At 59.8% G+C, this 24779-nt stretch carries 18 protein-coding genes; 5 read left to right on the top strand and 13 right to left on the bottom strand.

What is annotated here, in order from left to right; all coding sequences use genetic code 11:
• On the top strand, positions 1 to 201 hold a 201-nt coding region (locus BF99_RS23585; protein ID WP_038099141.1), incomplete at its 5' end, for a hypothetical protein.
• A 486-nt stretch (positions 202 to 687) separates the two neighbouring features.
• Positions 688 to 1425: a GNAT family N-acetyltransferase gene (locus BF99_RS0119510; RefSeq protein WP_197019236.1), complete on the top strand. Its 738-nt coding sequence runs from the start codon at positions 688 to 690 to the stop codon at positions 1423 to 1425.
• Between the two features lie 157 nt (positions 1426 to 1582).
• Here BF99_RS0119510 and BF99_RS0119505 read toward each other — a convergent pair whose 3' ends face one another.
• The 9 genes from BF99_RS0119505 to BF99_RS0119465 form a co-directional block, all read right to left on the bottom strand.
• Positions 1583 to 3115 (bottom strand): M81 family metallopeptidase, encoded by a 1533-nt coding sequence (locus tag BF99_RS0119505; protein WP_025772588.1) that lies wholly within the window; start codon positions 3113 to 3115, stop codon positions 1583 to 1585.
• 12 nt (positions 3116 to 3127) lie between these two features.
• The gene (locus BF99_RS0119500) at positions 3128 to 3979 is read right to left on the bottom strand and encodes an alpha/beta fold hydrolase (RefSeq protein WP_025772586.1); all 852 of its coding nucleotides are present in this window, start codon (positions 3977 to 3979) and stop codon (positions 3128 to 3130) included.
• A gap of 51 nt (positions 3980 to 4030) precedes the next feature.
• Positions 4031 to 6085, bottom strand: a complete 2055-nt coding sequence (locus BF99_RS0119495) for a CocE/NonD family hydrolase (RefSeq protein ID WP_051482999.1) — start codon at positions 6083 to 6085, stop codon at positions 4031 to 4033.
• 10 nt (positions 6086 to 6095) lie between these two features.
• Positions 6096 to 8102 (bottom strand): CocE/NonD family hydrolase, encoded by a 2007-nt coding sequence (locus BF99_RS0119490; protein WP_025772583.1) that lies wholly within the window; start codon positions 8100 to 8102, stop codon positions 6096 to 6098.
• A 9-nt stretch (positions 8103 to 8111) separates the two neighbouring features.
• Positions 8112 to 9119 (bottom strand): ABC transporter ATP-binding protein, encoded by a 1008-nt coding sequence (locus BF99_RS0119485; RefSeq protein ID WP_025772582.1) that lies wholly within the window; start codon positions 9117 to 9119, stop codon positions 8112 to 8114.
• A complete protein-coding gene (locus BF99_RS0119480; protein ID WP_038099138.1) occupies positions 9088 to 10092 on the bottom strand; it encodes an ABC transporter ATP-binding protein in 1005 nt (334 codons plus the stop codon). The genes BF99_RS0119485 and BF99_RS0119480 overlap by 32 nt, the downstream gene beginning before the upstream one ends.
• A gap of 20 nt (positions 10093 to 10112) precedes the next feature.
• Complete coding sequence (locus tag BF99_RS0119475) at positions 10113 to 10982, bottom strand: ABC transporter permease (protein ID WP_025772578.1); 870 nt, start codon at positions 10980 to 10982, stop codon at positions 10113 to 10115.
• Positions 10963 to 11904, bottom strand: a complete 942-nt coding sequence (locus tag BF99_RS0119470) for an ABC transporter permease (protein WP_306700058.1) — start codon at positions 11902 to 11904, stop codon at positions 10963 to 10965. The genes BF99_RS0119475 and BF99_RS0119470 overlap by 20 nt, the downstream gene beginning before the upstream one ends.
• Before the next feature lie 89 nt (positions 11905 to 11993).
• Positions 11994 to 13550 (bottom strand): ABC transporter substrate-binding protein, encoded by a 1557-nt coding sequence (locus BF99_RS0119465; RefSeq protein ID WP_038099136.1) that lies wholly within the window; start codon positions 13548 to 13550, stop codon positions 11994 to 11996.
• Positions 13551 to 14139: 589 nt separating this feature from the next.
• Between BF99_RS0119465 and BF99_RS21590 the strand changes: the two genes are divergently transcribed.
• On the top strand, positions 14140 to 16131 hold the full coding sequence (locus BF99_RS21590; RefSeq protein WP_197019234.1) for a CocE/NonD family hydrolase: 1992 nt from the start codon (positions 14140 to 14142) through the stop codon (positions 16129 to 16131).
• Positions 16132 to 16203: 72 nt separating this feature from the next.
• Here the strand turns inward: BF99_RS21590 and BF99_RS0119450 are convergent, their stop codons facing one another.
• The 4 genes from BF99_RS0119450 to BF99_RS0119415 all read right to left on the bottom strand — a co-directional run bounded on the left by BF99_RS0119450 (position 16204) and on the right by BF99_RS0119415 (position 21554).
• On the bottom strand, positions 16204 to 16977 hold the full coding sequence (locus BF99_RS0119450; protein WP_197019233.1) for a lysophospholipid acyltransferase family protein: 774 nt from the start codon (positions 16975 to 16977) through the stop codon (positions 16204 to 16206).
• 265 nt (positions 16978 to 17242) lie between these two features.
• Complete coding sequence (gene glyS / locus BF99_RS0119440) at positions 17243 to 19561, bottom strand: glycine--tRNA ligase subunit beta (protein ID WP_025772569.1); 2319 nt, start codon at positions 19559 to 19561, stop codon at positions 17243 to 17245.
• Complete coding sequence (gene glyQ, locus BF99_RS0119435) at positions 19558 to 20607, bottom strand: glycine--tRNA ligase subunit alpha (RefSeq protein ID WP_025772567.1); 1050 nt, start codon at positions 20605 to 20607, stop codon at positions 19558 to 19560. Before glyQ ends, glyS begins: the two co-directional genes overlap by 4 nt.
• 758 nt (positions 20608 to 21365) lie before the next feature.
• Positions 21366 to 21554, bottom strand: coding sequence for a hypothetical protein (locus BF99_RS0119415; protein ID WP_025772561.1), 189 nt, complete (start codon positions 21552 to 21554; stop codon positions 21366 to 21368).
• A gap of 558 nt (positions 21555 to 22112) precedes the next feature.
• On the opposite strand from BF99_RS0119415, the gene mnmG reads away from it, so the two are divergent.
• Together mnmG and BF99_RS23165 are read left to right on the top strand one after the other, a co-directional pair.
• On the top strand, positions 22113 to 24050 hold the full coding sequence (gene mnmG / locus BF99_RS0119400; RefSeq protein ID WP_025772557.1) for a tRNA uridine-5-carboxymethylaminomethyl(34) synthesis enzyme MnmG: 1938 nt from the start codon (positions 22113 to 22115) through the stop codon (positions 24048 to 24050).
• Between the two features lie 350 nt (positions 24051 to 24400).
• The gene (locus tag BF99_RS23165; protein ID WP_156013500.1) at positions 24401 to 24562 is read left to right on the top strand and encodes a hypothetical protein; all 162 of its coding nucleotides are present in this window, start codon (positions 24401 to 24403) and stop codon (positions 24560 to 24562) included.
• Positions 24563 to 24779: the final 217 nt, after the last annotated feature.

The raw sequence follows: 24779 nt of genomic DNA, 5'->3' as shown, positions 1-24779 counted from the left end.
CCTGATGATGAGGCTTCGCTCGATACCGAGCAACCGACGCTCATCGCCGACATCCGCATCGGCGACCCGCAGCCGATTTGCGGCACGGACGCTTGGGCATGCTTCAATGGGACGGACGATGACAGCCCGGTGATTCGAGATGTCGGCATCTTCGGAGTGTTTGCGAGCAACCACGGGTGTTTCCACCCTTCTTGCGATTGATGATGTGAAGGGCAGGGCATCGGATTTTCGAACATCCGATATTCGATGCATCGAGCGGGATCGTCTTCGGGCGATCCCGCTTTTCTTGTATCGAGGGGTGAAAGCCATCGGCGACAGGCTCCGCTTCCGGGCGCCACTCGATGGAATTCCCCTTATCGAGACCATGTCGATCATCAAGGCGATGAGTCGGCAGGGTTTTCATTCAAGATAGGAGAGGTCGAAAAAACCATCGAAGCATCGGGATGTCTCGAAAAACCTTTTTCCATGCCTTACTCTTCGATCCTTTGGATCGCCCTTCGATAGAATTTCCTTTTTCATGGACCTACCGAAAAGCATCGATCACGATGATCTTCGGACACCATCCCCACCCCGTTCGCTTCGAGACCCCCTTCGATGCCGAGAAAAAACGAAAAAGAATCTTCATCCATCGATCGCAAGACATCGAGAAGGCTCGATAGGCCGCAAATCGCGACAAGGGTCAATGCGTTGGGTCAACCCATCGGTCCCGCCATCTCGAATCGATCCCCTCGCTCCTTGCCGAGCGACGAGCCTTTGAAAGGGCACCACTGCACCTTGCTAAGACTCGATCCCGACCGGCACGCTGCCGGCTTGTTCGAAGCCTTTGCCGAAGATGAAAGCGGACGCAACTGGACTTATCTTCCTTACGGTCCTTTCGATGATCTGGATGCCTTTTCCGCTTGGCTGCATACTTTGGCATCGAAGCGGGATCCGCTTTTCTATACGATATCGGGGGAAGATGCAAAGCCCGAAGGCATGGCGAGTTACTTAAGGATCGATCCCCATCAGGCGACGATCGAAGTCGGGCATATCCACTTTTCTCCGTCGATGCAAAGAACGCCCATGGCCACCGAAGCCATGTATCTGATGATGCGAAATGCCTTCGATGTCTTGGGATATCGACGCTACGAGTGGAAGTGCGATGCTCTGAACGCCCCGTCGAGGGCGGCGGCGGAGCGATTGGGTTTCATCTTCGAGGGTGTTTTTTACAAGGCAAGCCACTATAAAGGTCGAAATCGAGATACCGCGTGGTTCTCGATCGTCGACGATGAATGGCCCGCCCGAAAAGACGCATTCGAGGGTTGGCTCGCCCCCGATAACTTCGATGTGGATGGAAAGCGGATCGAAAGCCTTCAAGCGATCGCCTCTCGCTTGGTGTCCGAGGCGAAAGCGCAAGGGATCGAGCGATATTCACAAACTGATTGATCGACATCGGGTGATAAAAACCGATCGACAAGATCCGATCCTTATAAAGCCCTCGGATCATCGAAAGAGCATGGAATTTATTTGACCGAAGCGGCGATGACCCGTCTTGGCAGGTGATTTCGGATTCCGCTTCGAAGGGGAGATCGAATCCTCCCGCTCAAGCCTTACCGCACGAGCCGATGCGCACCCCCTTGCGCAGCCTTCGAAAGGTCTGCTTTTCCGGCTCGCACGAGAACAAACCCGGAGCGGCGACATTCAAGATCGCCCGGCTGCCCGCTTCGAAGTCCGCTCGAAAATGAACCGTGCTCTTGACGCAAACGATATCGAACTCGAAGGGGTCGACGCCGAAATGCGTGAACAGCGCCAGATCCAAGCACTGCGTACGCTCGGAGCTGACGACGACGAGGATCTCCCGTTTCGCCCCTTCGACCGATAGCAGCGCACTCGGGCCGATTTGCGCGATGCCGCCTCGATACATTTCGCCGGTATAGGGGATCCTTCCCTCGCTCAAGGCACGCACCTCGAAGCGGCCGATAAAGGGGCCATCGCCGGCAATGCCGGATTTGCCGCCCAATTCGCCGGAAAAGATCACCCCCGTCCCCGCCGCATGGGCGTCGACGGCGATCTTCCTATCGTGCATCGTTCCGAGCAGGGCTCTGATAAATCCGGGTTCTTTCCCGGTACTCGCCCTTTGTGCGCCGCCATCGACCAGCGCCCTTAGAAGTCCGGTGGTATCTGCGCTCGCCCCGGCTCCCGGGTTGTCTTGCACATCGGCGAGCACCGCAGGCCCCGACCCTTGCATCGATATCGCCCGATGCACGGCCTCGTCCGCGCTAAAAAGAGCGGTGTCGAATTTGCCTTCGCAGGCGCAAAATCGTTCGAATAGATCCCTTGCCAGCGCTTCGGCCCGCGCCCTCGTCTTGGCATAGGCCACGATGGACGGCCCGCAGTTCGGCACATCGGCGGCGGTGAAACCCATGGCGATATCGGCATATTCATCCGGCGATGCGGGCAGCTCATCCAAAGATCGATAAAGCGTTCGACAAGGCTCGATCCCGGTGTTTTGGGCGTGAAGCGGAACCAAGAAGGGGATTTGCTCGAAGGCGGCGAATTGCGGGGCACCGTTCAGTCTTTTCAAGATCTCGATCATGCAGCGCGCGCCGGTATCGGCCATATCGAGATGCGGATAGCTGCGAAAAATCGTGATTGGACCGGCATTCTCGACGAAATCGGGCGATAGATTCGCATGCAGATCGAGGCTGATACCGATCGGCATCCCCGATCCCGTAATCCGCCGGATGCGAGCCAACAGTTCCGCCTCGCCGTCGTCGAGGCTTTCGGTGACCATCGCACCGTGCAGATCCAGATAAATAGCATCGAGCGCACCGGCACCGGCGATGCCCTCCAAAATCATGCCCGATATCCGCTCGAAGGCCTCGTCCGTGACCGCACCGCCCGGTTCGGCAGCGCACCACAGGATCGGGATCAGCTCGATGGGCTGCCCGGATGCGCGCGCGGCCTCGATCGCTCCGGCGATCGGCAAGTTCATCCCTCTCGTGCCGTCGATGACTTTGGGCCCTTGCAGCAGCCCGGGCCAGCTATCGGCCATGCAAAATTCCTTCCATCCGGTCGGGGTCGGCGAGAAGGTATTGGTCTCGTGCTGGAAACCGGCGATGGCAATCCTGGGCATGATCGTTCCCCGTCATTCGCAGGTCACGGTGTCGAGGATTTCTCGCACTTTGGCGGCCACCGCATCGGGTCGATGTCGGCTCATGGAGACATGGCCGAGCCCCGGAATTTCGTGAAATACGCCCTTGGGTGCCAGATCGGAAACGACCTTGCAAAGCGCAGGAGCGGTCTGGATATCCTCGGAAAAGCCGATCACATGCATCGGTACCGGGCAGGTTTTCAACCCTTCTCGGCAATCGAAATCCAAACAAGCCTGCCATTGGTCGATCAGGTCTTCGGGAGAGCGATTTGCGAAGCGCTCGGTATAGGCGGGTTTGATCCGCTCCCATAACTTCGGGTCGTGCAGCGCCTTGGCGGGAAAGGCGAAGGCCGCATAATGGGGCGCCAAAAAATAATCCGGCAGGGTGATGCCGTCTCGGCGCAGGTCGATCTCGGCCTGCATCCAATCCCGGGTGAATCCGTCGATACGGGCCGCCGTTCCCATCGGGATCGCCGCTTTCACCTTGTGGGGGAAATCGATGGCCACCTGCTGCGTGATCAATCCGCCGAGGGACAAGCCGCAGACGACGGCGGATCCGTCGCAGAAGGCGTCGATCACCGCCGCGCAATCCTTTGCATAGTCGGCCATGGTCCACGGAGCCGGGGGCGAACGGGTTTGCCCCGCCCCGCGGGGGTCGTAGGAGAGGCATCGGAAGCGATCGCTCAAGCGGGCGAATAGCTCGGAATAGGCCTCCGCGGTCTGATCGCCCCCCGGAACGAAGACCACATCGGGGCCCTCGCCTTCGATCACCACGCGCATGACAACGCCGCCGGCGTTCAATACATGAGTCTTGGCATCGGGAGGGAATGCGGGAAATGCGCCCATGTCGTGGTTCTCCGCTTTTTTCTTTTTTCGGATCTTTTGCCCGACCGGGAATCAGACCAGATCTCTGGGGATGTCCTCGCTCCAGTGGCGCACGGCCACGATGCCATCTCGATCCCTCGCCTCGAGCTCGGCCTCGATTCGCCAGACATCGGCCAGCGCCCGAACCGAGACCATGGTCTCGACCTTGGCCTGCCAATCGCCGCGGGAAAAGGATTTGCTCCAACGCTGCGTTCCCGTACCTGAGTGCGGATCGTCGGGGTGGATGCGATAGGTCTCGCGATTGATGTGATGCACCGTGATCCCGGTGTGTAAATGGTTTTTCGCCCCGCTATCGGAGATTCTTTCCAGGGTTTCGATCCCGGTGACGTGATCGACGATGCGCCGACGCCGATAGCCGCCAACCAAGATGGTTTCGCTCTCCAAGGGCGCTGCGCCCTCCGGCGGCGAAAACGGCTTCAAGGAGCGATCGATATCGCGCCGGTGGCGCAAAGGCAGATCGATCCGGGTGTTTTCAAGGGTCAAGGTCGCCGCGCTTCGGCCGGGCCAGATCATCGGCCAATAGGCGCTCGCCAGCGACAGGCGCAGGCGCTGTCCTTTGGCCACCCGCTGACCGCAGGCATTGAGCTGCACGCAAGCCGGAACCGTCTGCCCCTTCACCATCGCTTCGGGCGAGGCATGGCCGTTGCGATGGGTCAGGTTCAATGCTCCGAAACTGATCAGCGTTGCGCGGCGCTCTTCGTCGACCACCGAGAGCGTGGCGACGATATTCGCCTGCGGGGCATCGCAGGTGAAATCGGCATGGAGCATCGGAAAGCCCAACAGCTCGATATCCTCTTCGAGCGGATCGGTATCGAAGGACATCATCGAGCCTAACTCGCCTCGTTGATCCAAAGGTCCGTCGGGGACGATTCCGTAAGCGCACCACGTACCGCCCGCAGCCCCCGCCGTTTGCGGCGAGGCGATGGTCAACGAAGATCCCGCCGGGCTATCTCCCGGACTATCCGCCGGACTATCCGCCGGACTATCCGACAAGGCGAAATCTCGCAGATAAAGGGATTGCACCGCCACCGATGTGCCCGTCCAAGCGGGCTCGGCCACCCAACGGCCCGGATGGTGCTTCATATAGGGTGCAGGCGGAGCGGGCTCTTGCATCCAGGCTCGAAGTTCGGGTTCGGCCATGATGCCGGTGTCGATCCCCTTGAGGTGTTGATCCCACCAGCGCAGGCATTCTTGGAGGAAGCCTATTTGCGGCCCCGGCTCGGCGAAGTGGGGGTATCGATGCGCCCAAGGTCCGATCAAGCCTTTTTTGGGTCCGGGCAGGTGTTCGAGGGTGCGAAAAACGGCATTGGTGTAGCCATCCATCCAGCCTCCGACCATGTAGACGGGGACCTCGATATCGGCGTAGTTCTCGCAGACCGAGCCGTGGGCATAGAAGGCATCCCGCCGTTGGTGGCGGAACCAGTCGAGCAGCCATAGACCGTTGTTGTCGATGCGCTCTTTCCACATCGTGCGCCAGCGCTCTTCGCCGACGATCGCCGGATCCGGAGGCGTGTTGACGATGGAAAATGCCGTCGCCCCCCAGTTCAGCTTGTCGCCGAGGACGCAGCCGCCCATGAAATGGATGTCGTCGGCGTAGCGATCGTCGGTCGAACAAAGGGAGATCACCGCCCCCAGCGCTTGCGGCCGGCGGGCGGCGATTTGCAGACCGTTGAACCCGCCCCAGCTGATCCCGATGATGCCGACCTTGCCCGAACACCAACTCCGCTCGGCGAGCCATTCGATGATGGCCAAAGCGTCCTCTTGTTCTTGGGGCAGGTACTCGCCCAAGCAGATCCCCTCGCTATCTCCGGTGCCGCGCATATCGACCCTTACCCCGGCATAGCCGTGTCCGGCGAAGTAGGGGTGGGTGAGGGCGTCGCGCTCGACCGTGCCGTCGCGCTTGCGGTAGGGCAGATATTCCAAGATCGCCGGAACCGGATCGTCCTTTGCGTCTTGAGGAAGCCAGATCCGCGCCGCCAGCCTCGTGCCGTCGGGCATCGGGATCCAAGTATTTTCGATCTCGCGCACCTTGCGCGGAAAGTCGGTCTTGATGCGGATATCGTCCATGGTCTTCGGCTCACATACCGTTGCGGGGGATCGCGTGCTCCCAGTCGACATGGTGGAATCGATCGTCGCCGTCGAAGCAGGTGACCGATGCCTTGATCAGGAAATCGGTCTCGGTGGCCGTCATTTGCGCCCAAGTCTCGATCCGGACCCGCCACTCGCCTCGTTCGAACAGGCTTTGCTGAGTCATCGTGGCCCGGCATGACAAAGGATCATCGGCATGGATGCGGTAAATCCGATCCGAGATATCGCCCATCTCGGTGCCGGTATCGACGAGCCTCACCCTTCCGACGGGGCCGAAGACGCCGCCGTCGAGGAAAAATCGCGCGCGAACCTCTCCCGTTGCCAAGTCCCGGTGCAATGATCGCTCCATCGATCCCTTGCGCACTTCGATCACCGGGGGTTTGCCCGGCCGCGGGTCGGGTTCGGGCAGCGGGCGAGGGGAGTCATCGACCGGATCGCGTAAGGGGAGCGCCAAGCGCGAACGGCCGGGCTCGATCGCCAATGTCACCGATTTCGGCGAAGGCCACAGGATGGGCCAGTAGGCGGAGGCGATCTGCACCATCAGTCGCCGCCCGGCTTCGATCCGGTAGCCGATGCCGTGCAAGGGCACGGTGATCTCCATGATCTCGCCGGGCACCACGGGCTTGAGGGACTCGTCGGATCTTCGGTGCATCAGGTTGGCAAACCCTCGGGTGATGAGGTTTTGCCCCCCGTCGGGGGCCTCGTCGATCAACAAGGCGGCGACGAAGGCCTGCGCTCGGTCGGCGGCGATGCGCAAATGCAGCATCGGCTGACCCAAGATATCCAAGGCCTCCGGCAAGGGTTCGGTGCGAAAACACATCGCCCCGGCGGCGTCGATCCGACAATCCCCGGGCATGTCGCCGCAGATGGCAAAGGAGCACATATCCCCGCCCGATGAGCCGAAGGTTTGAGGCGAGCGAACGCTCATGGTCCGGCCCGCTTGCGGTTCGAGCCCCAAGCTCGCCTCGTTGAGCCAAAGGGTTCTCTGCTTCACATCGGGCGAGGGCCAGATCGATTCCTCGACCCACCGTCCCGGGCGAGTGGTGTGATATCCGCAAGGCGCTACGGAGTCTTGTAGGTAGAAGCGAAGCGGGGGTTCGTCCATCAATCCGGTGTCGATGCCTTTGAGGGTGTGATCCCAAAACCGGATCAGTTCGCCCAGGAAATCCATCTTGGGTCCGGGGATCGCCTCGTGCGGATAGAGGTGCGCCCACGGACCCACGATCACCTTGAGGGGGCCTTTGAGTTTCTCGGCGATGCGAAAGGGGGTGTCGCGGAAGAGATCGGCCCAACCGCCGAAGAAATAGACGGGGATCTGCACATCGTCGTAGTTCTCCGATATCGAGCCCCGCCGCCACATCGCATCGCGGGTTTGGTGCCCCAGCCATTGCGCGGGCCAGTAGGTCATCGCTTCGAGCCGCTCTTTCCACATCCGGCGCCAGCGATCTTCGCCCACGATCTCGGGATCCGGGGGCATGGCGTTGTAGAGCTGCATGATCGAGCCCCACCAGAAGTTGTCGCTCGCCAAAACCCCGCCGTAGAAATGGATATCTTCGAGCCAGCGGTCGTCGGTGCCCATGACCGGCGCGATGGCCTTGAGCGCAGGCGGGCGCTTCGCCGCCACTTGGAAGGAGTTGTAGGCGCCCCAGGATTTTCCGAACATGCCCACATTGCCGTCGCACCAATCCTGAGCGGCGATCCAAGCGATGACGTCGACCCCGTCTTGGGTTTCGATATGGCTATATTCATCCAACATCACCCCTTCGCTATCCCCGCTCCCTCGCTGATCGACCCGGATCGAGGCATAACCCGCCTCGGCGAAGAAGGGGTGGGCGGCCTCGTCTCGCGCTCGCGTGCGGTCGCGGCGGCGGTAGGGGATGTATTCCAAGATGCAAGGCACCGGATTTTCCCGCGCGCCTTTGGGTAGCCACAGCCTCGAAGCGAGCCTTGTCCCATCCGGCATCTCGATCCAGACGGTTTCGATGACTTCGATCATTTCGCCTCTCTATTTTGTGGGGGGATCGGTGGGGGAATCGGCCGGGGGTCTTTCCCCTCGTTCGAGCGGAAAGCGGCAGGCGACCCGGCGCTGCCCGACGATGACCGCTTCGGGGATCTCATCGCCGCAGTCTTGGCGCGCCCAAGGGCATCGGGTGTGGAATTCGCAACCCTCCGGGCGGTGCAGCAAAGAGGGCACCTCGGCCGGCAGGGCGATGCGATCCTTGGCTCTATCCGGATCCGGCTCGGGGTTGGCGGATAACAAGGCTGCGGTATAGGGATGCGCCGGTGCGGAAAAAATCTCGTCGGTGGGGCCGATTTCGACGAAGCGCCCGAGATACATCACCGCCATCCGATCCGCGACGTGGCGCACCACATGCAGATTGTGGGTGATGATGATCATCGCCAGCCCCAACCTTTCCCGCAGATCGTTCAGCAGATTCAGAACCTCGCCTTGGATCGAGACATCAAGACCGGCGGTCGGCTCGTCGGCGATGATCAGTTCGGGGTTCAAGGCGATGGCGCGGGCCACCCCGACCCGCCTCGCCTGACCGCCGGATAGCTGATGCGGGAAGCGGTCGGTGACATCCATGCTCAATCCGACCAGCGACAACAATCGCTCGGTCTCGGCGCGAAAGTCGACATCGATGCCGTGAATGCGATAGGCCTCGGTCACCAGATCGCCGACCTTCATCCTTGGCGAAAGCGAGCCGACGGGATCTTGAAACATCATCGACATGCGAAGGCGCAGCGGTTTCATCCGGCGCGCATCGAGGTCGTCGATCCGCTGTCCGTCGAAGACGATCCGCCCGGCGGAGATCGCTTGCAATCCGTTGACGGCCCGCGCCAAGGTGGTCTTCCCGGATCCGCTTTCGCCCACCAGCGCGAAGGTCTTTCCGGGATCGAGATCGAAACCCACCCCGGCAACGCCGAGCAACTCCTTGCGTTGCCCGATGCCAAAAGCGGGGCCGATGCGAAAGGCGACCTCAAGGTCTTCGACTTCGAGAATTTTCGTCATGATGCCTGGCATGGATGCAGCGTGCGAAATGGCCGTTATCGACCTCGATTTCCGGTGGCGGTGCTTGGCAAGCGGATCTGTGATCAGCGCACCTAGAGGCGAAGATGCAGCCCGGCGGCCGGTGCCGCAAATCGGGGATCTCTCCCGGGATGGTGGGCAAAAGGCGGGTGCGCTTTGCTTGCCGCGCCGGATCGCATTCGAGCAAGCGCGCCGTATAGGGATGGTTCGGGTGGTTGAATACCTGCGAGGTGGAGCCGCGCTCGACGACCTCCCCGGCATACATCACGACCACCTCGTCGCACAGCTCGGCGATCACGCCCAAATGGTGGGAAATGAACAGGACCGAGCAGCCGATGCCCGCTTGCAGATCTTTCAGCAGATCGATGGTGGCCACCTCGAGCGTGGCATCGAGGGCCGTCGTCGGTTCGTCCGCGATGAGCAGCGCAGGTTCCATCATCAAGGCCATGGCGATGGCGATCCGTTGTTTCATCCCGCCGGAAAATTCATGGGGGAAGCGGTGCAGCGCCTGCTTGGCATCGGGGATGCGCACCCGTTGCAGCATCGCCACCGAACGCGCATCCTTTTCCTTGTTGCGAAGACTCGAACGGTACTGGATATTGCGCATCTGTCGGCCCACCGAGATCACCGGATTCAACGCCCCCATCGGATCTTGAAAGACGGTCGCTATCTCGATGCCGCGCAGAGCCTGCATGGACTTGGGATCAAGGCGCGTCAGGTCACGGCCGTTGAAGAGGATTCGCCCGCCATCGATCCGACCGTTATTCGCCAGCAGCCCCAAGATGGCGTTGATCAAGGTCGATTTCCCGCAACCCGATTCGCCGACGATGCCGACGATTCGCTCCTTTCCAATATCGAGGCCGACATCGCGCAAGGCATGGAGCTCTCCGCGCTCGGTGGCAAAACGCACATTCAAATCGCGGATGGTCAGCAGGTTCACGGTCGGCAGGCTCATGGTCGGCAATCAGTATCGAATCATCGGCGCGTATCGAGTCTGGGATCGAAGACATCGCGCAGGGTTTCGCCCAAGAAGGTGAATCCGAGGGTGGTGATGATGATGGGCAGTCCGCCGGCGACGACGATCCACGGGCTCTCTCTGATCGCGGCGTAGCCATCATTGAGAATGGCCCCCCAACTCGGGGTCGGGGGGCGCACGCCCAAGCCGAGAAAACTCATTCCGGCCTCGATCGCGATCACCACCGGAATATCCATCGAGGCCAGGATCAGGAGCGGGCCGATGACATTGGGCATGATATGCACCCGCAGGATCCGCGGCGTGCCCGCTCCCAAACTGATCGCGGCGGTCACGAATTCGGATTCTTTCAAGGCCAGCGTTTGGGTGCGGATGATCCTTGCATATCCGGGCATGGTGACCAGCACCACGACCACCATCACCACCGTCAATGACGGACCGAACAAGGTGACCAAGGCCAGCGCCAGCATCACGGTCGGAAAACTCTTGATCGAGTCGAGCAACAGCAGCATCAGGTTATCGAGCCGGCGCGGTCCGTAGCCGGCGACCAAGCCGAGCGCCACCCCGATGATCAGCGAGATGAGGATCGAGGACAAGGCCACGGAAAGCGCGATGCGCCCGCCGTGGAGGACGCGGGCGAATAGATCCCGGCCCAAGTGATCGGTGCCCAGGAAGTGCTCCATGGACGGAGCCGAGAAGCGATCGCGCGGGGAAATCCTGTCGGGCTCGTAGAGGCTGAGAAGGTCGGCGAAGATCGCCCCGGCGACCATGAGAACCACGAGGGCGATGCCCAAAGCGCCCATCGGTTCTCGCAGGATGCGGCCGACGGCCGAAACCCAAGCGGGCTTGCGATCAGAAGCGGCTTCGAACACGGGGATCCAACGATCCGACGACAAGGTCGGCGAAGAGATTGATGAGAACGAAGAGCACCGTGGTCACCAGCACGCCCCCCGTGACCAAGGGATAGTTGCGGGTCAAGATGGCGTCGTAGACGAGTTTTCCGACCCCGGGACGGGCAAAGACGATCTCGGCGAAGACCGCGGATGAGAGCATGTGGCCGATACCGACCCCCAACAAGGTGACGGTCGGCAAGATGGCGATGGTCAAGGCATAGCGATAGGTGATCATGCGTTCGGGCAGACCGAAGGCGCGGGCGGTGCGAATATGGGTCGCCTCGAGCACTTCGAGCATCGAGGCTCGCACCATCCGGGCGATGTAGCCGACCCATCCCAAGCCCACGGCGAGGGAGGGCAAGATCAGGTGCATCGCTTGGTCCTTGAAATCACCGGGCTCCCCGGCGCCGATGGCCGGTAGCCAGCGCAGGTGAACGGCGAAGACGAGCAGGGCGTAGATCGCGATCACGAACGAGGGGATCGCGATCACCGCCACCGAGGCAATGCCGATGATCCTCTCAGCCGGACTGCCTCGTTTCAATGCCGCCCAGGCCCCCAGCGGGATCCCCAAAGCCACCGACCAGCCGATACCGCCGGCGATCAGGATCAGGGTATGGGGTAGCTGCTCCATCACCACATCGAGCACCGGCCGGTCGGATAGGACCTCCCGCCCCAAATCCCCGGTCCATGCGTCGGTGAAAAAGTTCAGAAACTGCACCCAGACCGGCCGGTCCAGCCCCATCTTGATGTGCAGCGCCTCGCGCATCGCTTCGGTGGCGCGCGGCCCCAAGGCAACCGCTGCCGGGTCGCCCGGGATCAGGTAGATCATGCAAAACAACATGAACATGGCCATCGAAACGATGGCCACCGCCAGCCCCAAACGCTTGAGGGTGTAATTCAGGATGTGGATTCAAGCGGCCCCGATCCGGGCAGGGCCGCTCCTCTTCGTCGTGGGTCTCGAAATCGGGCGCTTTCGAAATCAAGCATCCATCAGGCGGGTTCGAACTCCGAGAGCAGCGATTCTCCGTTCGGTTTCAAGCCCGGCGAGATGGTGTCTCGATGGATCGCCCCCACCACTTCGTGGGTGAGGAAGACATAGCAGCCGCTTTCGTCCATCAGCGCCTGCATCTTCTTGTAGATCTCATCCCGCTTGGCGAAATCGTCCTCTTCGAGCCCTTGATCGTGCAAGGCCTTGTACTCGGCACTGTCGAAGCGCTCCCAATTCCAGACCCCGATCTGCTCGGGTGTGAACCACACGGTGGCCCAGCTGGGGTCGGGCTGCATGGAAAAGCGGCTCAGGACCAGTTGCAGATCCAAGAAATAGTCGCCGTCCTTGGAGCCCAAGGTCCAGAAAGTGCCCGAATCGTTCTGCTTGATCTCGCAAGCGATCCCGACATCGGCCAGATTGGCCTGAATGACTTGCGCGGCGGTCAAACGCTCCGACTGGTTCAAGATATCGAGCGTCAGGCGCAAGTTCGAAGCCCCCGCTTCGTCCAACAAGGCGCGGGCTTTATCCGGATCGTAGTCGTAGGTCACGCTGTCTCTCGAGCCCGGCAGCCCCGGGGCGATGATCCCGTTGCCCACCCCGGCGGCCCCGAAATAGGCGCCGTCGACGACGGTGGGACGGTCGATCGCATGCTGAATGGCGCGGCGGATGCGCAGATCTTTGAGGCTCTCGTTATCCCGGTTCATCCCCAGCCAGACATAGGCCAATGACGGCTTTTCCAATACCACCGATCCGGGCGGCGGATTTTCCCGAAGCCGAGGCAGCGACGAAACCGAGGTCCATGTGTAATCCAGATCCCCCGCCTCGAAGCCTCGTTCCGCGGTCGCCGGATCCTCGATCGGGATGATATGGATCTCCTCGAACCCGCCCGCTTCGTGAGCCCAGTCGGGGTTGCGCTTCAAAACGGTCTTTTGCTTGGGTTGCCAGTCGGCCAGCAGATATTGCCCCGATTGCGCCACCGGGCGGGTGGTGATCTTCTCGCCCAGTTCTTCCATCGCCTTCTTGGACAAAATGCACGAGGCCGGGGTCGGCAATGTGGTTGTCCAAAGCGGCACGAATTTATTCTTCAGGTGGATGAGGCCCGATAGCCGGTCCTTGACCTCGACCTCTTTCAGCGCGTCCCAGTCGCCGGCATAGGGGCTTTCGTTGGCGGGGTCTGCGATGCGCTCGATCGAGAACTTCACATCCTCGGCGCTCATCTGACCGTAGCCGTCGCTAAAGCCGATATTGTCTTTGAGGGTGAAGGCCACGGTCAGATCGTCGAGTTGATCGATGCTCTCGACCGCGATGCCTTTCCACCCCCAAACATCGCCCGCTTGGGGGATGACCAGCGGGGCGAAGATCGAGCGGATGATATCGTCCTCGGGCAAGGACAGCCTGTAAGCGGGATCGAGGATCTGAAGATCCGAATAGGATCGGATGGTCAGGACCTTCCCGTTTTCCCCGAGGGCGAAGCGGGGGGCGACCATCGTTCCCGCCCCGAAGGCCCCGACGGCGGCGAGAAACGATCGCCTCGATAGATTCGAAAATCCCATGGTCATGGATGCTCCTCCCTTTGTATCTCATGGAAGATGGATGGTTTCGAAGTCCGCGCTCTCGATCGTTCTTGCGAGCGCTTCGGAAGCGGTGCCGATGCCAAGCGCGGGCCTGTCTTTTCACGATGCTCTCATGATGAGCGGCTCGTCGATGCGAATCGTGTCGGAGGCTTTCGATGATTGGGCAACCTTCGAATATCGTGAATCCGATTCGCTCGGTCGATCATCGGTGCGCGCGATATGCAGGCTCGTTCACGGTGTCGATCGGTGCGGATACCGGCAGCGAATGCTGTTCGCGAATACTGCTCGCAACCGGAAGGCGGATTTTTTCGAATACGCCGTATCGAGCGTTGATGGGGTCGCATTCGATACAGGGCATCGCCCGCCGCGATTCCATGAAGCGAATGCTGCCATAAAATTCCCTTATATCGGAAGTTTTTCGGAAATTGCTTATCAAGCGATCGACCGAAGTCGGATTGACCGACATCGATATCGGACTCGAACTCGAACTCGAACTCCCCATCCCTTGCATTCCATCGACGAGCCCGTGCCACCTTCGAAGCCCATTTTCGAAATCGAGCATTGCCGGATACCGATGCCGGATGGCGTCGGGCTTTCGGCGCGGATCTGGCTGCCCGCCGACTCCCCGAGCCCTGCGATTTTCGAATATATCCCCTATCGCAAGCGCGATATGGTGCGGGCCAGGGACGAGCGGAACCATCCCTATTTCGCATCCCGCGGCTACGCCTGCCTTCGGGTCGATATGCGCGGATCCGGCGATAGCGAAGGCGCGATGCCGGATATGTATGGCGATGACGAGTTGGAGGATGCCCGCTGCGTGATCGAGTGGATTGCCGCTCAACCTTGGAGCGACGGGCGCGTGGGAATGTTCGGCACCTCTTGGGGCGGTACCGCCGCCTTGCAAGCGGCCATCGAAGCCCCCGCCGCGCTGAAAGCGGTCATCGCCAACTGCGCCACCGTTGACCGTTTCGAGGACGATATCCACTGGATGGGCGGTTGCCTGCTGACCGATAGCCTTGAATGGGGCGCCACCTTACCGGCCATATTGGCCTGCCCCCCGGATAGGGCGACCTTGGGCAAAAGGTGGATGGAGATTTGGCGCTCCCGCCTTCGAAAGACCTCATTTGCCTTTGAAAAATGGGCGAAAAACGACCGGCGGGGGGCATATTGGCGCCACGGCTCGGTACGCTTCCAAGCGGATCGCTTCAAGTGTCCGATTTTGGCGATCGGAGGCTGGTCCGATCGCTATTCGAATTCGGTGATGCGCTTGGTCCGATCCCGCCCGGATCTGTGTCGGGGCATCGTCGGCCCGTGGGGGCATCACTACCCCGATCAGGGCGAGCCCGGCCCCGCCATCGGCTTTCAGGACTTGGCTTTGCAATGGTGGGATCATTGGTTGAAGTCGGAAGACCCAAGCGATATCGACTGGCCTTCGGTGCAGCTGTGGAGGCGCGAATTCGATCCCCCGCAAAATCGCCTGCTTCGGCGAAACGGGCGATGGATCGCCTTCGATCTTCCCGCCCGGGCACCTGATGAGGTCGAGGCGAACCGCTTTTATCTCGATGACGATGATTCGGGCAACGTCGATCTTGGCGGCGCCGTCGGCGGCGGGAGGCTATCTTCTTTTATGCCCGAGAAGGATACGAGCCTTGTCATTCCCTTCGATCTTCGGCACGGCGAATGCGCCGGCGATACCGGATATTTCGGGCGAGTCGGCGGACTTCCTTTGGATCAGGCACCCGACGATGCCCGCGCTCGATGCTTCGAGACCTCGCCTTTGACCGAAGCCTTGGATCTCTTAGGTCACGCCTCGCTTTCGGTGGATATCGAGTTCGATGCGCTGCCGGCACAAATCGCCTGTCGCCTTTGCGAGGTGGATCCGGATGGACGCTCCAGCCTCGTCACCCGAACCGTTCTTTGCCTGGGGTTGGATGACGATCTCGATGGCCCGCGCGATATCTTGCCTGCGAAGGCCACCCCCTATCGCATCGTTTTTCCCGCAATGGCCTATCGTTTCAAACCGAAAAATCGCATCCGACTCTCCTTGGGCGCATCCTATTGGCCCTTGGTTTGGCCGGTGCCAAAACCCGTCGAAGTGCGGATTCGAACCAAGGGGGCGCTTCTATCGCTGCCCAAGCCCCCGCCCCTTCATCGCTCGCCCCGGCCCTTGCCTTTTCCCAAAGACCTTTCCGAGAACAAGAGCTGCGAGTTCATATCGAGCGGCAAGTTGCAAAGAACGCTGTCGGTGAAGCCGAAAGGCACGGTCCGCTCGAGGTGGCATCAACCCCATCGCTCGATGAGATTCGACGATCTCGACCTCGACTTCGCCTTCGAAACATCCGCCGACCATGCAATACGCAACGGCGATCCGAGTACCGCAAAATCCATCATCGATCATCGCTTCGAAATAAGACGCACCGACGGCACCGCCCGCATCCGAAGCCTGCTACGCATGCGCGCACAACCAGATGGCTACGAGGTGCACCTCGAACTATCGGTGACTTGGAAGGGAGAATCCATCTTGAACAGGCACTTCACTTTTAATCGAAAGACAAACGAACGATGAAAGGGCGCCCTTCGCTTCTCGAAATATAAAAAGAGGCGATGATCGGATCATTTCGCTCTTGGAGTGTTGCGCTCATCGCCTTCGGTTGCGGCTCCTGATTTCTTTCATGGTGGCGTGGATGAACTCTTGGGCCTCCGAGGTGATGTCCTCGGGCTTGCGATCTCGGGTATCGATCGCCTTGCCGATCACCACCCGGATGGTGCCGGGGTATTTGAAGAAACTGTTGCGGGGCCAGCAGTCGCCGGCATTGTGGGCGACGGGGATGACCGGCCTTGCGGCGTTGATCGCAAGTTTCGAGCCGCCGGAGCCGAAGCGCTTTTTCGCCTGCGGTGCCATGCGGGTTCCCTCGGGGTAGATCACCACCCAGCAGCCATCCTCCAGTCGCTTGGTTCCTTCCTCGATCACCTTTTTGAGCGCCCGCCGACGATTGCGGCGGTCGATGGCGATCGGATTCAAGGTCGCCAAGCCCCAGCCGAATAGCGGAATCCACAGCAACTCGCGTTTGAGCACCCAAGCCTGGGGGGCGAAGCAGCGTTGCAGGGCGAGCGTTTCCCAAGCGGATTCATGGCGGGCGAGAACGACCCCGGGCTCTGCGGGTAGATTGGAAAGGCCCTCGATCTCGTATCGCACATCGCAGGTGAGCGAAAGCCAACGGATGTTGAAATGGCACCACTGGGTGATGATCCGCCAGCGCAGACGGTAGGGCAGGGCGACGGCGATGGGGACCAGCGTTGCGAAAAAGAAAGTGGATGCCACCAGCCCCAAGGCGAAGGCGCAGGAGCCGATGACCACTTTGGCGGTGATCGCTCGCTTTGGACCGGTCGAGCGCGATCGATCGTCATCCAACGATCGCTCATCTGCCCGATTCGCCTGATTTGCCGGTGGATTCGGCGAGGACGTGGATGGGTGCATGGACGTTGCAATCACTGATCGATGGCGGTGATCCGGATCATCGATCCGGATCGTAAGTTCGGGGGCACGGTTTTTCCGGCGGTATCGATAGTCGACGAAACACGCTCCAAGCTTTGATCGCCCGAAGGATGCCATCCGAAAATCCCGCAAAGGCAAGCCCCACCCCGAGGAGGCGATCGGTGGCCCATGGACCTGCAAATCATGCGCCGGTCGATTGCAGCGAGGAGATATCCGCCGTTTCCATGAACAAAGAGGCGATGCGCCCTAAAAGGGCCAGTCGGTTGTTGCGCAGGGCTTCGTCCTCGTCCATCACCTTCACATCGTCGAAAAAGGAATCGACGCTGTCGCGCAGCGAAGCCAGATGGTGAAGGGCTGCGGTGTAATCGCCCTTTTCGATCCTCTCCATCGCCAACGGTTCGATCGCATCGAGCGCCTTGGCCAGCGCCCGTTCCGAGGGTTCGCAAAAGAGGGATTCCTTCGGTTTCGTCTCGAATCCATGGAGGGGTCGCTCGCTTTGGCGCAGGATATTGCGGATGCGCTTGTTGGCGGCGGCGAGGGCGGCGGCTTCGGGTCGGCGCCGGAAGGCATCGACCGCATAGACCCGGCAGGCGAAATCGAAGGGTCTTTTGGGCTCCTCGCTCCTTTCTTCGAAGCGTGCGTGAACGGCATTGAAGACGTCGGCGGGGATTCCTTGATCCAAAAACCAGGCTCGCAGCCGGTCGAAGATGAATTTCCGCAGCTGCGGCAGGGGATTGTCGGGGTCGGATTTGCGAATCCGATCCGATCCTTGCCCGGGGGCGCCATCGCCTCGGCTTTCGTCGATCCCGCTCTTCGCTTGGGTCTTGTTCGCCGTCTTCTTCGAAGTCCCGGGCGCGCGCGATAGCCCTTCCGGATAACCTTGCTTGGCGGCGATGAGAAGGGATTCGAGATCGAGATCGATCTCCCCCTCGATCAGGATGCGCAATACCCCGAGCGCGGCCCGACGAAGGGCAAAAGGGTCTTTGTCGGCCTTCGGGGCCTGTCCGATGGCGAAGATCCCGACCAAAGTATCGAGTTTGTCGGCGAGCGCCACCGCTTGTCCGGCTTCGGTTGCGGGGATGGAATCTTTGGCAAAGCGCGGCCGATAGGATTCTCGGATCGCCGATGCCACGGCTTCCCTTTCGGGGGAGCCGGCGGGCCGATTGTCGTTCAGCGCAGAGTCGTTCAGCGCATATTCGCCGCCCATCTCTCCTTGGAGTTCGGGAAACTCACCGACCATCTCGGTCAGGAGATCGCATTTCGCAAGCAGCCCCGCCCGCTCGGCGGATTCGACCATTTCAAGATCGTGCGCATCGCTGCCCGCCCCCTCGCCGAGCATCCTCTTTGCGATGATGCCCGCCAAGCGTTCCAAGCGCTTCGACTTGTCATGCAAGGTGCCCAAGCGAGCGTGGAAGACGACATCTTGGAGATCGCCCAGCCGCGATTCAAGGCTGCGCCCCTTGTCGTTATTCAAAAAGAAGACCGCATCCTCCAAGCGGGGACGGATCACCCGCAGATTCCCTTGGCGCACCTTTTCCGGATGCGGGCTATCGATATTGCTGATGGCGATGAAACAGGGCATCAGCGGGCCGGTTTCGCCCCCGCTCTCGGCGGCGGGTTCCACCACCGGAAAATAGCGTTGATGCCCTTGCATGCTGGCGATGATCACCGCATCGGGGAGATTGCGAAACGAGGGCAGGTCGCCGATATCGCAGCGAATCGCCACCGGCCATTCGACGAGAGCGGTGTTTTCCTCCAAGAGATCCGGGTCGATCAGCGCCTCCCCGCCGGCATCGCGCGCTTGGCTTTTTGCCTGCTCCAAGATCATTTCCTTGCGCTTGTCGAAGTCGGCGACGACCCTTCCTTTCTCGAGCAAAATCTCCTCGTAGGAATCCGCATCCTCGATCACCGGACCTTGCGGGCATAAAAAACGGTGTCCGCGGGTTTCGTTGGTGCAAGGGATGCTAAATAGCGTTCCTTCGATCACATCCGGGCCATGCATCGATACGATCCATCGAATCGGACGCAGGAATTCGAATTCATGCTCCTGCCATCGCATGCGCCTGGCCGCCGGCAGGCGTCCTAGCACGCGCTCGACCATCCCCAAGATCGATTGATCGAGCCTCGCTCCGGCTTGCAGGCTGCGATATCCGAGCCAACTGCCTTTTTCACCGTCGATCCGGATCAGCTCGTCGATGGCCACCCCCGAGGATTTGGCGAATCCCGAAGCGGCCGGGGTCGGGTTGCCTTTTTCGTCGAAGGCGCGATCGAAAGGAGGCCCTCGATGTTCGATCGTTCGATCCGGCAACACCGCCGGAACCAAAGGTATTCGTACTGCAAGGCGGCGAGGGGTGGCATAGGCGATCGCCTCGCCGTGGTCGAATCCGGCGGCGTCGAGTTCGGCCACGATACCGGCGGCGAAACCCTCGCTCGTCAAACGCAAGGACTTGGGGGGCAACTCCTCGGTTCCGATCTCCACCAATAAGGTGCGTGGCTTCATCGATCGCTCTCCTGCGCCTTTTCCAAAGATTCGTGCTCCAAAGATTCAAGGTGATCGCCCCGTCTCGATCCTTCCCCATCGTCATCCGATGGATATAAAAGGCAGTAGCACTTCGCCACCCCCTCGGCAAGGGTGCGCAACCTCAAGATATGGCTTTGCCGCTCCGTTACCGAAATCGCCCCTCTTGCATCCAAAAGATTGAAGGTATGGGAAGCCAAGAGCAGTTGCTCGTAGGCGGGATAGGGGTGAAACTTTCCGGGCGACAATCCCTTGACTTCGTTATCTCGACGGGACGGATCCGAAGCATCATCCGAGGTGCTCTCGAGGGTCGATAGCTTCATGCATTCTCGCTCATAGGAATCGAATCGTTCTCGCAACATGTCGATATCGGCGAGATCGAAGTTATAGCAAGAAAGTTGATATTCGCTTGCATGAAAGACATCCCGATAGCGTACCGATCCTTCGCCTTTCGCCTTCGTCCAGACCAGATCGAAAACATTGTCGACCCCTTGCAGATACATCGCAAGACGCTCCAAGCCATAAGCGATCTCCGCCATCACCGGCCGACATTTCACCCCGCCCATTTGTTGAAAATAAGTGAACTGGGTGATCTCCATTCCGTTGAGCCAAACCTCCCAGCCCAAACCCCAAGCGGCAAGGGAAGGGGATTCCCAGTTATCCTCGACGAAGCGGATATCGTGCACCAACGGATCGATCCCGATCGCGACCAGAGAGCCGGTATATAACTCCTGTACATGATCCGGCGCCGGTTTCATCACCACTTGATATTGGTAATAATGCTGCAAGCGATTCGGATTGTCCCCGTAGCGACCGTCGGCGGGTCGGCGGGAGGGTTGCACATAGGCCGCCCGCCAAGGATCGGGGCCGAGTGCGCGCAAGAAGGTGGCGGGGTGAAAGGTACCCGCCCCCACTTGCATATCGAAGGGTTGCAGCAAAATACAACCTTGTTCCGCCCAATATTCTTGTAGGGTGAGGATCAGACCTTGAAAGGTATCGAGGTCTCTTGCGTTCTCGGTGGATGCCATCGACGGGCTCTTTGAAATGGTTCGGGTATTCGATATCGGGGTGTCCGGTGCCGCATTCCAACGGCTTTATCCGGAAAAGCGAATCGCTCATTCGCAGGTGATTTTATCATATCGCCATCGCCTCTCATCACTCCTGCCGATGGATCCCGATCCGGCCGGTGAAATCAACATCGAATCGCCGGCGGGTTGCCGGCACCCGGCAAGGAGAGGCGTTCCCTTTAGGCGATGAAGATCACCCTCGATTCGTGTGCCTGAATTTCGACATCGATACCTCGGTATCGGTTGCTCGCCATGCGATATTGAAGATTCCGACGGGAGGCCTTCCATACGATAGGGGTCGATACTTTCATTCGGATCGGATATTCGAATGAGGGTTTCGAGATCGATATCAACGCCGATATCGATATTGATATCAATATCAATGAACGAAGTCGAAACTATAGCCTCGCCCGATAAGATAGCCTTGATTTATCTCATTGGAAAAATCATATCGGAAAAACGATAAATCCGAGTCGATATCAAAACGAAAAAAATCCATAAACTATAAAAGGAATTGTTTATCGGCATGCATTCGATACGCCCACTTTATCGGATACCTTCGCCATGTCAATGGATGCAAGTGCCATAACGACTCCCATCGAGAGATTTTCCTAAAGGAGATTCTTATAAAGATCATCGTCCCCCGAACATCGCCCCGGATAGCCCGACGGGGAGGCCATCCGGGGCGCCGATACCCGAAAATATCCTGAAACGCTCAATCAGAATAGTTTGGAAATCCCGAAGAGCGCCAAACCGGCAACCGCACCGGCAACGGCAAGCGGAGCCGCCCCCACCGCCACCGCAGTCCCGCCGACGGCCAAGCCCATCTTGCCCACAACCGCCGGAATCGCAGCGCCGGCCAAAGCGCCACCCCCGGCCATCGTCGCTCCTTTTGTCGCATCGCTCATGAGTCATCTCCGGTATGTCGGATCGACACCATGCCGATCCATGATCGATAGATATGATTCACATAGCATGAATTCAACTAAATGGCAAGGGATTTTCATCATCGACGAAGCAAAAAAGCCGCCGCCCTCTCTTTTCATTTCATGCAAAGGATTGTTTTTTCGAAGAAAAACCTTTGATCGGAAAAAAGCGATGGCATGAAATCGTTTCATGAACCATGCTCTTGCCTTCGGGGATATCAAGTGGATTCCATCTTGCAGGCGGGCGATTTTTTGTAAGATATCCGGCAATCGGAAAAGAATCTGGCAAAGCGGCGTATCTGTCCGCATCGTTGCCTTGCGATCGAACGAGCGATCATTCATAAGCCATCGATAGCCGAGTGAAAACGGCGCTTTTTGAACACCAAGAGCGCAAGCGCGGCCATCCGGCTTCCTTCGAAGGCCCTGTCCTCGGATATTCCCTTGGGGGCTCGCATCGTCGAAAGCCCCATTCATCGCAAGCCCCGCCCGCCCCCGATCCTTGAAAACCCATAGCGAATACCATCCATAAGAAGAGCACCGATGCACTACGACCGGAGATTCGATGTGATCGTTGTCGGCGGCGGCCACGCCGGCACGGAAGCGGCGCTTGCGTCGGCGCGCGCCGGGGCGCATACCCTGCTGCTGACCCAAAGCATCGAGACCTTGGGGCAGATGAGTTGCAATCCCGCCATCGGCGGCATCGGCAAGGGACACTTGGTACGGGAAATCGACGCCCTCGGAGGGGTGATGGCGGTCGCCGCCGACCATTGCGGCATTCATTTTCGCACCCTCAACGCCCGCAAGGGTCCGGCGGTGCGGGCCACGAGGGCCCAGATCGACCGGGCACTCTACCGCCGCCATATCCGATCGACCCTCGAAAGCACCGAAAACCTCTCGATCCTCCAACAATCGGTGGTCGATCTCGTCATCGAGAACGATCGAGTATGCGCCGTCAAGACCGGCATCGGAGTCATCATCCAAGCCACTTGCGTGGTGATGACCGTCGGCACCTTTCTCGGCGGCAGGATTCATGTCGGATTGGAAAGCCATGCCGGGGGGCGGGCGGGGGATCCGCCATCCGAAGCCTTGGCGAAGAACCTGCGCGAACGCGGCTTCGAGGTGGGACGTTTGAAAACCGGCACCCCGCCGCGCATCGACAAAAAAAGCGTCGATTTCTCCGGCCTCGAGATTCAGCCGGGGGACGATCCCCGCCCGGTTTTCTCCTTTTCCGGCGATCGCTCATGGCACCCTTCGCAACTGCCTTGCCACATCACCCACACCTGCGAGCGCACCCATGACCTGATCCGCAAGGCCTTGGATCGCTCCCCGATCTATACCGGGGTGATCGACGGCACCGGACCGAGATACTGCCCTTCGATCGAAGACAAGGTGATGCGCTTCGCCGAGCGCACCTCCCACCAGATTTTCATCGAACCGGAAGGGCTCGACGTTGCCGAGGTCTATCCCAACGGTATCTCCACCAGCCTGCCCTTCGAGGTGCAGATCGAATTCGTGCGCACCATCCCCGGTTTCGAGCGCGCCCATATCACCCGTCCGGGCTATGCCATCGAATACGACTACTTCGACCCCCGCGGACTGCGCCCGTGGTTGGAGACGAAGCGGGTATCGAACCTTTTCTTCGCCGGGCAAATCAACGGCACCACCGGCTATGAAGAGGCCGCGGCGCAAGGATTGTTGGCCGGTGTGAACGCCGCCCGCCGCGCCCGCGATCTCGATAGTTGGTATCCGCGTCGGGACGAGGCCTATATCGGCGTCTTGGTGGACGATCTCATCACCCGCGGAACCAAAGAGCCCTACCGCATGTTCACGAGCCGGGCCGAGTACCGCCTGCTGTTGAGGGAGGACAATGCGGATTTGCGCCTGACCCCGAGCGGGCGCGATTTGGGGCTCATCGACGATCCAAGATGGCGGGAATTCGAAGCCAAAAGACGGGGTATCTTCGATGAGCGAGAGCGCCTTCGAAAACTGCGAGTCGGCCCCGCCTCCTCTTGCGCCGGAGCCTTGGAGGAAATCTTGGAAGCCCCGCTGACGCGCGATTGCTCGGTCTTCGATTTATTGAAAAGGCCGCAAACCACCTATCGGTCATTGGCGGCGGTGGCAGGAATCGGCCCCGGGGTCGAGGATGAATCCGTCATGGCCCAGCTGGAAATTCAGGCGCGCTACGATGGCTATATCGAACGGCAGAAAGAGGAGGTCGAGCGCAGCCGCTCCCACCAAGATCGCGCCCTCCCCGACGATATGGATTATCGTTCGGTGCGCGGACTCTCCGCCGAGGTTTGCGAAAAACTCGAGCGATATCGCCCCGCATCGGTAGGGCAAGCATCAAGGATAGCCGGAATCACTCCGGCAGCCATCTCCCTGTTGCTCGTTCATCTCAAAAAGCGGGAATGGGCGGGCCGCATCCTCGCCTCCCCATCATCGGAAATGTCGGCGAAAAACGATTCCCTTTTCTTATGAAGTGGTGCCATATGAAGTGGTGCCATGAACCGCAATGCGAGTCTCTATCGGTCGGATCTTCGAAATGCTCCCGATGTGCTTCCGCCGGCACCGAAGCGCGACATGACAGCGCATGGATTTCGAATCCGGCGGGCTTTGTCGATCTCTATCGGTGCAAGGAAGATCCGGCATCCGATGATCATCTCATGGCTGCGAGGAAGCAGGTGAATCAGGCATCCTGATGTCATAAACGTATCTGATCCTACGGAAAAGAGCGATCGAAAGGGCGGATTCCATAACCATCACCCCACAGGATCGAAATACCAACACGGATCGGATCGTCCGTAAAACCTGTGGATGGTGGTATCATCATGCCGAGATTTCTTGAAGTCATGAGCCCGCAATATGCGCTAGGCACGGCATCTTGCCCTCGACAACCGGATAACAAGAGGTGGACCGCCATGCGTTTTCTCTACAACTTGCTGACGATCATGCGCTTTTTTCGCTTGCTTTTCCCTCGCAAAAGGCGTTGAATCTCCTCCGTCGTGGAAATGAGGGCCGGATCCAGCCTGCCGGTGCGAGAAAAAATTCGCCCGGCATGAGACTTTGAATCGGCTCACCGCGAAAAGCCATGCCGGTGCCGGCACGACGAACCCGAACTGTCAAGGATATAACGATGATGAACACTCCAATCCATGAGGTCGAAGACTCGAAGCGGCGGCCTGATCCGGTATCCAAGGTGCCGGTGGC

It is taken from the genome of Thioalkalivibrio sp. HK1 (genome assembly GCA_000583135.1).
GTDB lineage: Bacteria > Pseudomonadota > Gammaproteobacteria > HK1 > HK1 > HK1.
This window is presented reverse-complemented; position numbering and strand designations above follow the sequence as displayed.

Excerpts from the sequence above, each read along its gene's own strand:
- mnmG (WP_025772557.1), top strand. The coding sequence starts at position 22,113 with ATGCACTACGACCGGAGATTCGATGTGATCGTTGTCGGCGGCGGCCAC.
- BF99_RS0119490 (WP_025772583.1), bottom strand. The coding sequence starts at position 8,102 with ATGATCGAAGTCATCGAAACCGTCTGGATCGAGATGCCGGATGGGACA.
- glyQ (WP_025772567.1), bottom strand. The coding sequence starts at position 20,607 with ATGGCATCCACCGAGAACGCAAGAGACCTCGATACCTTTCAAGGTCTG.
- BF99_RS21590 (WP_197019234.1), top strand. The coding sequence starts at position 14,140 with ATGCCGGATGGCGTCGGGCTTTCGGCGCGGATCTGGCTGCCCGCCGAC.
- BF99_RS0119505 (WP_025772588.1), bottom strand. The coding sequence starts at position 3,115 with ATGCCCAGGATTGCCATCGCCGGTTTCCAGCACGAGACCAATACCTTC.
- BF99_RS0119480 (WP_038099138.1), bottom strand. The coding sequence starts at position 10,092 with ATGAGCCTGCCGACCGTGAACCTGCTGACCATCCGCGATTTGAATGTG.
- BF99_RS0119465 (WP_038099136.1), bottom strand. The coding sequence starts at position 13,550 with ATGACCATGGGATTTTCGAATCTATCGAGGCGATCGTTTCTCGCCGCC.
- BF99_RS0119415 (WP_025772561.1), bottom strand. The coding sequence starts at position 21,554 with ATGAGCGATGCGACAAAAGGAGCGACGATGGCCGGGGGTGGCGCTTTG.
- BF99_RS23165 (WP_156013500.1), top strand. The coding sequence starts at position 24,401 with ATGCCGAGATTTCTTGAAGTCATGAGCCCGCAATATGCGCTAGGCACG.
- BF99_RS0119500 (WP_025772586.1), bottom strand. The coding sequence starts at position 3,979 with ATGGGCGCATTTCCCGCATTCCCTCCCGATGCCAAGACTCATGTATTG.
- BF99_RS0119495 (WP_051482999.1), bottom strand. The coding sequence starts at position 6,085 with ATGGACGATATCCGCATCAAGACCGACTTTCCGCGCAAGGTGCGCGAG.
- glyS (WP_025772569.1), bottom strand. The coding sequence starts at position 19,561 with ATGAAGCCACGCACCTTATTGGTGGAGATCGGAACCGAGGAGTTGCCC.
- BF99_RS0119485 (WP_025772582.1), bottom strand. The coding sequence starts at position 9,119 with ATGACGAAAATTCTCGAAGTCGAAGACCTTGAGGTCGCCTTTCGCATC.